This is a genomic window from Protofrankia sp. CiP1_Cm_nod4 (assembly GCF_982290645.1).
Map to the genome: position 1 here is coordinate 21,242 of NZ_CEVIVC010000060.1, position 9,352 is coordinate 30,593.

At 71.0% G+C, this 9,352-nt stretch carries 2 protein-coding genes; both read left to right on the forward strand.

Annotated features, from left to right (window positions below; translation table 11 throughout):
• Positions 1-885 (forward strand): glycosyltransferase (locus AC5LSR_RS13310; RefSeq protein ID WP_493468513.1); only part of this gene is annotated, 885 nt, incomplete at its 5' end.
• Positions 886-1,538: 653 nt separating this feature from the next.
• Positions 1,539-9,352: DUF6531 domain-containing protein (locus tag AC5LSR_RS13315; protein ID WP_493468514.1), on the forward strand; the 7,814-nt coding region annotated here is incomplete at its 3' end.

Here is a 9,352-nt window from a genome sequence, read left to right on the forward strand (position 1 = left end):
GGGCGGGGAAGTGCGCCGGCGGGCGGGGTGCCGGCGGAGAACGGTCGCGCCGTCCGTGTGGGCCGGGGCCTCCCAACCATCGGTGGGCGGGAGGACAGGCCGGTGGTTCTTGCGCTGTGTCACAACGTGTTGCCGCACGAGCGGCGAGCCCTGGACGTCCCGCTGGTGCGGGCGGTGCTGCGCCGGGTGTCCGGGGTCCTGGTGCACACGCCGGCCGAGGCCGAGCGGGCCCGCGGCCTCACCACCCGCCCGGTGTGGGTGGCGCCGATGGCCCCGCACCTGGGCGCGGCCGGCGGCGCTGTCTCCGACCGTACTCGCGACGGCGCTGCCGGCCGTACCCGCGATGGCGCCGCCGGTGGCCGGAGGCTGTTGTTCTTCGGCCTGGTCCGGCCGTACAAGGGTCTGGACGTGCTGTTGCGGGCGCTCGCCGCCGGCCCGCCCGACGTGCGCCTGACCGTCGCCGGGGAGTTCTGGGGCGGGGTTGACGACACCCGGCGGCTGGTCGGCGAGCTCGGTCTGGCCGGGCGGGTGGAGCTGCGTCCCGGCTATGTGCCGGCCGCCGAGGTGCCGGCCCTGTTCACGGCCGCCGACGCGCTGGTCCTGCCGTACCGGTCGGCGACGGCGACCCAGAACGTCGACCTCGCCCACCGCCACGGCCTGCCGGTGGTGGCGACCGCTGTCGGCATGCTGGGGCAGGCCGTGCGGGACGGGGTGGACGGCCTGCTGGCCGCCCCGGACGACCCGGGGTCGCTGGCCGCCGCGCTGCGCCGGCTGTACGAGCCGGGCGTGCTCGACACCCTGCGCGCCGGGATCGTCCCGCCGGACGCGGACGCGGCCTGGGAGCGCTACCTGACGGTGCTCCACGAGGCGCTCGGCCGTCGCTGACGCGTTGTGTCCCGGGGTGCTCCGGGGGAGTTGTCGGTGTGTGTCGGTCCACCGGAACAAAACATTCCGCCACCGCATGTCGAATCCTCCGGTCGAACGGGCGGCCGTTGGGCCGCCGAGGGCATCCATGTCAATGGGCGTCGGCCTGTGTTTTCCGGTTGTGTATCGGCAGGTTTTCGTCCGGGTTCGGCACCGGACGGCCTCCCCGGCCGCTGGCCGGCCGTGTCCGCAACAAATCTCACGCAACATCGGCAGGTGATATCCGGGATGTAGTGACGTGGCACCGGACGGTGTGGAATGGTGAGCGCCGTAAACACGACGGGGTGACGTCCGCCTGCTTGCGATGATGCCGGGCCCACGTTGTCCTGTCTTTTCCCGCCGCATTTTCTCCGTTCTTCCCCCTGTTCTTCCCTGTGCTGTTCCATTGCTGTTCGCCTGCTGTTCTTCTGCTGTGCGCCCGTTCGGGTGCGTAGGTCACCCAGGTCCTTCCTCGGACCGTGCCGTGGGTCGGTACGGTCCGCTGGGCCCTGGGTTCCGCGCTGTTGTCGCGCCGTGTCCGTGCCTGTTTTTCGGCATGCATGCGGCTCCTTGGTTGATGAGTTCTCGGGAGTGCGCCCATGGTCGGCCGGCGGCGTTCCGCTCCGTCTCGGCGGATGTTGCGTGGTGTCCAGCGACGGTTTACCCGCCGGCGGCTGGCCGCCATCTCCATCGGGCTGGTGCCGCTGGTGGTGCTGACCACGCTGGCGGTCATCCAGGTGGCCGGCGGGGCGGGCCGGCCGGCGCCGCTGATCAACCCGTTCCGGAACGTGGCGTTGCCGCAGAGCTCGAGCGGCAGCGCGGCGGGCCGGGAGACCCAGGTGCCGACGGCCCGCGCCCAGGCGGTGTCCGGGCCGGCGCCGTCGGCGGAGCAGGTGCGCGCCCAGGTCCCGCCGGTCGCGGGTACGGTGCCCACGACGCCGCGGGAGCCGGAGCGCCCGGTGGAGCTGCCGGAACCGGATCCGGCCGCCGGCGCGGCGAAGCTCGGCCCGGCCTGGACGATGGACATGGGCACGCCGGAGTGGGGTGTGCTGCCGGGGCAGGCACTGCGGCCGGGTCAGGTGGAGCTGCCGGAGCGGCGCACGGCGTGGAGCGACGAGTTCCGTAATCCCGATGGGACGTATACCGCCCGGGTGTATTCGGCGCCGAAGCGGTTCACCGATGCCGGTGGCAGGTGGGTGGACATCGACACGAACCTGGTCGCGGCGGCGGGTGGCCGCCATCGGGTGGCCGCGGTTGAGCATCCCGTCGATGTCGCGGACAGTGCGGATGATCCCCGTCTGGTGGCGGTCCAGGTGGGTGCGGGCGCATCGGTGTCGTTCGGGATCGCCGACGCACGGCCGGCGCGGGCGGTGGTGGACGGGCCGGCCGCCTCCTACGCGGGGGTGCGGCCGTCGTCGGATGTGGAGCTGGCCGGGACGTTGTCGGGGTTGAAGGAGACCTTGGTCCTGCACGCGGCGGACGCCCCGGCCAGCTGGACGTTCCCGCTGGCGCTGGAGGGTCTGACCGCCACCCTGGATGCCACGTCCCAGCAGGTTTCCCTCGCCGACGCCAAGGGTGTGGTGAAGGCGGTGATCCCGCGTGGGTCCATGGAGGATTCCGCGGTCGACCCGCACGTGGGTGCCGGGGCGTATTCGGAGGGTGTGCGTTATTCCCTGGTGCCGGGGGCGGACGGCCGGCTCGCGTTGCGGGTGGATCTGGACGAGGAGTGGCTGGCGGATCCGGCGCGGGTGTTCCCGGTGCGGGTGGATCCGTCGGTGGAGGTGCTGCAGGCGTGGGCGGATGACACGTATGTGTCCTCGGCGTTCCCGAACTCGCATTACAACACTCTGGGCGATATTCACGTGGGTACCTACAACGGTGGCGCCGATGTGAACCACGGGTATATCAACTGGCAGGGCACGGCCGCGGTCAACCAGGTCAACGTGCTGGGTGTGCAGGTGGCGTTGCTGAACAGCTGGTCGTGGTCGTGCAGTGCGCGGGATGTGAGCCTGTATGAGGTGAACCAGTCCTGGGATGGTACGACGATGCTGTGGCCGGGGGCGGCGGTCGGCCCGGAGGTGGCGCGCAGCAGTTTCGCCTATGGCTATTCGGGGTCCTGCCCGGCGAACTGGGGGGTGTTCAACGACACCCGGCTGAAGGATCTGGTGAACGCCTGGACGCATGGGTGGAAGGTGAACACCGGCACGTCGGTGCGGGCGAGTTCGACGGACAACTACGCGTGGAAGAAGTTCCTGTCGAACAACACCGCGACCGCGGCGAACCGCCCGCAGATGTCGATCCAGTACACGCCGTACGGCGCGGAGTACTCCTACCCGTCGGGCAGCCCGGTGTGGCAGCAGCAGCTGACGAACAATCAGCAGGGCAAGATCTGGGTGCGGGTGAAGAACACCGGCCGGGATGCGTGGCCGGCGGACGGCAGTTACATGCTCGCCTACCATGTCTATGACGCGTCGAACAGCAACGTCATCGATTACAACGGGTACGCGACGCATCTGCCGGTGACGGTGAACCCGGGGCAGAGCGTCGACATGCTGGCCACGGTGAATCCGCTGCCGCCCGGCAGTTACACGCTGCGCTGGGACATGCTGAACTACGGTGTCACCTATTTCATGGACGAGGGGATATCGCCTTTCGCACAGTCCATGACCGTGCCGAACGTGGCGCCGCAGGTGACGTCGGCGGGGCCGGCGAACGGCGCGGCGGTGTATTCGTTGACCCCGACGCTGACGTTGACCGGGACGGACCCGGACAACTATCCGGGGCAGGGGGTGAACTACTACTTCAAGCTGTGCACCGGCTCGGACGCGAACTCGGGGACCTGCTGGGAGTCGCCGGGGTGGATCAGCTCGAACACGTGGAGCCCGCCCAAGGGAGCCCTGTCCTGGGATCAGACCTACTACTGGCAGGGCTGGGTGGGGGATTTCCAGCTTCCCAGCCAGCCGACATCGGTGGCCCATCTGACCACCCGGGTTCCGTTGACCGGCCCGGAGGGCCATCTGGGATTCGACCCGTATGCGCCGGCGGTGGCGAGTGTGACGCCGGTGGTGGGGAATTATGTGACGTCGACGACGGATGCGTCGGTGGCGGGTGTGGGTCCGGCGTTGGGGGTGACGCGTACCTATAACAACCGGAATCCGGTTGATGGTCTGTTCGGGGTGGGCTGGTCGTCGCCGTATGACATGGCGGCGGCGCCGGATCTCGCCGGTGAGGGTAATATCGCGGTCCGTTATGCGGATGGGCGGGTGTCGCGGTTCGGCCGTAACCCGGATGGTTCGTTCGTGTCGGCGCGTGGCTACTATTCGTCGTTGCAGGCGCCGTCGCCGCGGGTGGCGTCGTTCACCGGGGCGGATTCGGTGTCGTCGTTGGGTACGGCGGATACCGGTGAGGGCTGGCAGGTGCTGGCCGGTACCTGGGGGGTGGCGGGTAACGACGCCTATCTGGTGTCGGCGGGGTCGGGGCGCAGTGTGGCGGTGCTGCCGGCGGGGTCGGATGGCACGGTCCGGTTCACCCTGCCGGTGGCGCAGGACAATGTCGGGGTCGCTTTCCGCGTCCAGGACGCGGACAACCTGTGGGTGCTGTACGCGAAGCCGTCCGCGAACCAGCTGGTGCTGGCGAAGCGGGTCGGGGGTGTGACCACGACGGTGGCGACGGCGTCGGGTGCCTGCTGTGCGGCGTCGGATGTGTTCGCGGTGACGACGGCGGGGACGTCGATCGCGGTGTCCCGGAACGACCGGGTGGTGGCGGCCGCCACCGACGGCGCGTTCCAGACGGCGACCAGGGCGGGGGTGTACGCGCTGGCGACCGGCGCCGGCCGGGTCGGCGCGTTCGCCGTGGTCGATGGCCAGCATCGGGATTCCTTCACCCGGGCGAACGCGGCGACCACCGCCGGCACCGCGGAGAGCGGTGCCGCCTGGACGCCGCTGGCCGGCACCTGGGGTGTCGAGGGCAACCGTGTCTACCTGGCGGCCGCGGCGGGGAACCGGAACCTGCTGGTGGCGCCGGCGGCGGCGGACGGGACGTTCAGTTTCACCCAGCCGGTGACGCAGGCGGACATGGGTCTGGCGTTCCGGGTCGCGGACGCGGGGAACTACTGGCGGCTGGTGGCGGTGCCGTCGTCGAGCAAGTGGCGGCTGATCAAACGGGTGGGTGGGGTCGAGACGACGGTCGCGGACGCGTCGGGTGCGTGCTGCACGACCTCGGACACGTTGACGGTGGTGACGAACGGCCCGTCGATCACGGTGCTGCGTAACGGCACGCAGGTCATGTCGGTGTCGGACCCGGCGGTGATGTTCGGGACGCGGGCCGGCCCGTACACGGAGGGGACCGGCTCGGGCCGGCTCGACGACGTCGTGCTCACCGCGGCGGCGGTGCTGACGGAGAAGTCCGGGACGGTGTCGGCGTTCCGCTCCGACGGCCGGCTGACCCGGGTGACGGACGTGGCCGGCCGGGCGCTGCAGCTCACCTACGACGCGGGCGGCCGGCTCACCCAGGCGCTGAACGTCACGGCGAACCGGGCGTTGACGTTCACCTGGTCGGGTGGGCATGTCAGCCAGGTGTCGACGGGCACGGTGGCGGCGCACGGCGGGCCGCTGGTGTGGTCGTACGGCTACACCGGCAGCAATCTCACCAGTGTGGTGTCGCCGCGGTCGGCGACGCCGACGACGTACGCGTACGCGTTCAACGGGATGCTGGGGCAGATCGTGCTGCCGCGCGGCAACATCGCCGAGACGGTCGGGTACAACCTCGACGGGACGGTGGCCTGGCGCGAGGACGGCCTGGCCAAACGGACCACGTTCACGGTGATGGGCACGTCACCGACGACGACGGTGCGGGTGACCGACCCGCGGGGGCACGCCGAGGACTGGGAGTACGACCTCGGCCAGCTGATCTCGCATCGGGATGCGTTGGGGGACCGCCGGTTCGCCTACAACGACCGTGGTTTCCTCGCGCAGGTCACCGACGAGAACGGCAACGTCCTGACGTTGCTGACCGACGACCGCGGGAACATCAGCGCCCGTACGACGGTGCGGGCGAACGTCTCCGGGACGCCGGTGACGCACACCGAGTACTACGGCTATTTCCTGGGCGCGCCCGGGGATCCGCGTAACGATCTGATGACGGTGGCCCGTGACGGCCGGTCGGTGTCGGCGACGGACGCCACCTACGCGACGACGTTCAGCTACAGCCCGCTCGGGGATCTGCTGGCGACGACGACCCCGGCCACGGCCGACTTCCCGTCCGGGCGGAGCACGACCTGGGCGTACGCGGCCGGCAGCGAGGCGGCGGTCGGCGGCGGGACGGTGCCGCGGGACGTGCTGCTGTCCACCACCGACCCGCGGGGGAAGGTGACGGGCTTCTCCTATGACAGCAAGGGGGATCTGCGCCGCGACGTCGACCCGGCCGGGCTGGCCCACGACTACACCTACGACGAGCTGGGCCGGCGGGTCACGGCGAAGGAGACCTCGGACACCTTCCCGTCCGGGATCACCACCACGACCGGCTATGACACGCTGTCCCGGGTCGCGCAGGTCACCGAACCCGGTGTACAGAACCCGATTTCCGGGACGACGCACACCCGGGTCACGGCCCACAGCTACGACCTGAACGAGAACCTGACCCAGACGGTGGTGTCGGATGCCACCGGCGGGGACGCGTCGCGGACGACGACGTACGCCTACGACAACGACGACCGGGTGACGTCGACGACGGCGGCGGCCGGCGCCGTCGAGGCGGCGACCACCGCCTGGGCCTACGACGACAACGGCAACGTCGCGACCGTCACCGACCCGGTCGGGACGGTGACCGCGTTCACCTATACGGCGAAGAACCTGCTGGCCACCACGACCGTGAAGAACTTCGTGGACGACCCGGTGGCCGGCTCGACGCCGCGGGACATGCTGGCGGAGTCTCGGGCCTACGACCCGGCGGGCCGGCTGGCCGCCGTCACCGACGCGTTGGGCCGGACCCGGCAGTTCACCTACTGGCTGGACGACCTGCCCCGGCAGGACATCCTGGTCGGCTACCGCCCGCCGGACACCGTCACCGGCACCCTGTCCACCGCCGGCGCGCGGAACATCGTGCTGGCCGACCGGGCCTTCGACGGCGCGGGGAACCCGACGTCCACGGTGACCGGTGGGGGCCTGCGGACGGTCGCCGGGGTGTTCGACGCGGCCCGGCGGCTGACCCGGACCACCCTCGACCCCGCCGGTCTGGCCCGCACCGTCGACTACACCTACGACGCGAACGGCAACGTGACCTCGACGCTGGCCGGGGCGGCCGGGACGTCGGCGACCGCACGGGTCGACGTCGGCTACGACAACGCCTCCCGCCCGACCTCACAGACGGTGTTCGGTGACGGCACGGCCAGCTTTGTCACGACAACGCTGCGGGACCAGCGCGGGTTCGTGACCGGCACGGCGGACCCGCGCGGCTACGTCTCCGGCGGCCCTCCGGACCCGGCGTACACCACGAACGCCACGGTGGACGCCGCCGGCCGGGTCACCCAGGTGCAGGCCCCGTCCGTACAGGTGGAGGAGAACGGCGGTACGCCGGGCGCGGCCCGGCCGGCCACCGACCTCGGCTACAACACGTTCGGGGAGGTCAGCCACGCCCGGGATGCCCGCGGCCTGGTGACCACGACCGGTTACGACCGGCGGGGGCGGACCGTCCAGGTCACCGAGCCGTCCTACACCCCGCCCGGCGGCGGCGCGCTCATCCCGACGCGGTCGTGGGCGTACGACGCCAACGGTAACCCGCTGACCTACACCGACGCCCGTGGGCAGACCACGACCACGGTGTATGACCGGCGCAACCGGCCGGTGGCGGTCACCGACCCGCAGGTCGCCGGCCAGCCGGCGGCCGGGGTGAGCCGGCTGGTGTACGACGACGCCGGCAACGTCACCGCGACGGTGAACCCGGTCGGGGTGTGGGCGTTCGCCGCCTACGACGACCTGGACCGGGTGTGGGCGACCACGGCGACGGAGCGGTCCCCACAGGCGACGTTCACCACCTACACCGACCACGACGACGCCGGTGATGTCACGAAAGTGATCCGCCCGGCGAACATCGCCACGCAGGCGGCGTGGACCGGGACGTACGACGCGGCCGGCGGCCTGCTACAGGAACGCGACGCGCTGACCAAGCTGACGACCCGCACCTACGACCTCGCCGGCCGGCTGGCGAGCGTGACGGACCCGCTGGGCCGCTCGACCCGCTACACCTACGACCGGGCGGGCCGGCGGACGACGGTGGCGCAGTTCTCCCCATCGAACAGCCAGTTGCGGTCGGTGAGCGTCGGCTATGACGCGGCGGACAACGCGACGTCGTCGACGGACGGGAACGGCTGGACGACGACCCGCACCTTCGACGCGCTGGACCAGCTACGGACGCTGGTGGAGCCGGTGACCGCGTCAACGTCGATCACCACGGGTGTGGGGTATGACGCGGCGGGGAACCGGACCCGGCTGACCGACGGGCGTGGGAACGTCACGGTGGCGACGTTCAACAGTCTGGGGCTGGTCGAGAAGACGATCGAGCCGTCCACCACGGCGTATCCGGCGGCGGCGGACCGGACCTGGCAGACCTCGTATGACGCGGGTGGGCTGCCGGTGGGTGTGCTGGCGCCGGGTGGGGTGACCCGGTCGCGGACGTTCGACGCGCTGGGCCGGCTGACCACCGAGTCCGGCTCCGGTGGGGGTGCGGCGGCGGCGTCACGGTCGGTCGGCTATGACCTGGCCGGCCGGGTGACGTCGGTGAACCATCCGTCAGGCAGCCAGTCGTTCACCTACAACGACCGGGACTTGCTGATCGGTAGTGCGGGGCCGGCGGGGAGCTCATCGTTCGGCTATGACGGTTCGAGCCGGATGGTGTCGCGGACGGACGCGGCCGGGGTGTCGTCGTTCGGCTACAACGCCCGGGATGATCTGACGTCGACGACCGGTGCGGCCACCGGCGGCACCCGCGGCCTGGCATATGACGATGCCGGTCAGCTGACCTCGGTGACCTACGCCGCGGGTGGGGCGGTCCGCAGCTTCGGCTACGACAACCTGGGCCGGACCAGCACGGACACGTTGACCGGTCCAGGTGGGGTGCTGCGGGCGGCGACCTACGGCTACGACAACAACGACAACCGGCTGACCGAGACGTTGTCTCCGTCGGGTCTGTCCGGGTCGGGGAACCAGAGCTACGGCTACGACCGGTCGAACCGGCTGGTCTCCTGGACCGGCCCGGGTGGGGCGACCACGACGTACGGCTGGGACGCGGCGGGTAACCGCACGTCGGTGAACGGTGCGACCGCGAGTGTCGACGAGCGCAACCGGCTGCTCTCGGACGGGACCGCGACCTACACCTACACCCCGCGGGGCACGTTGACGGCGCGGACCGCGGGTGGCAGCACGACCACCACCGGGTTCGACGCGTTCGACCGTTT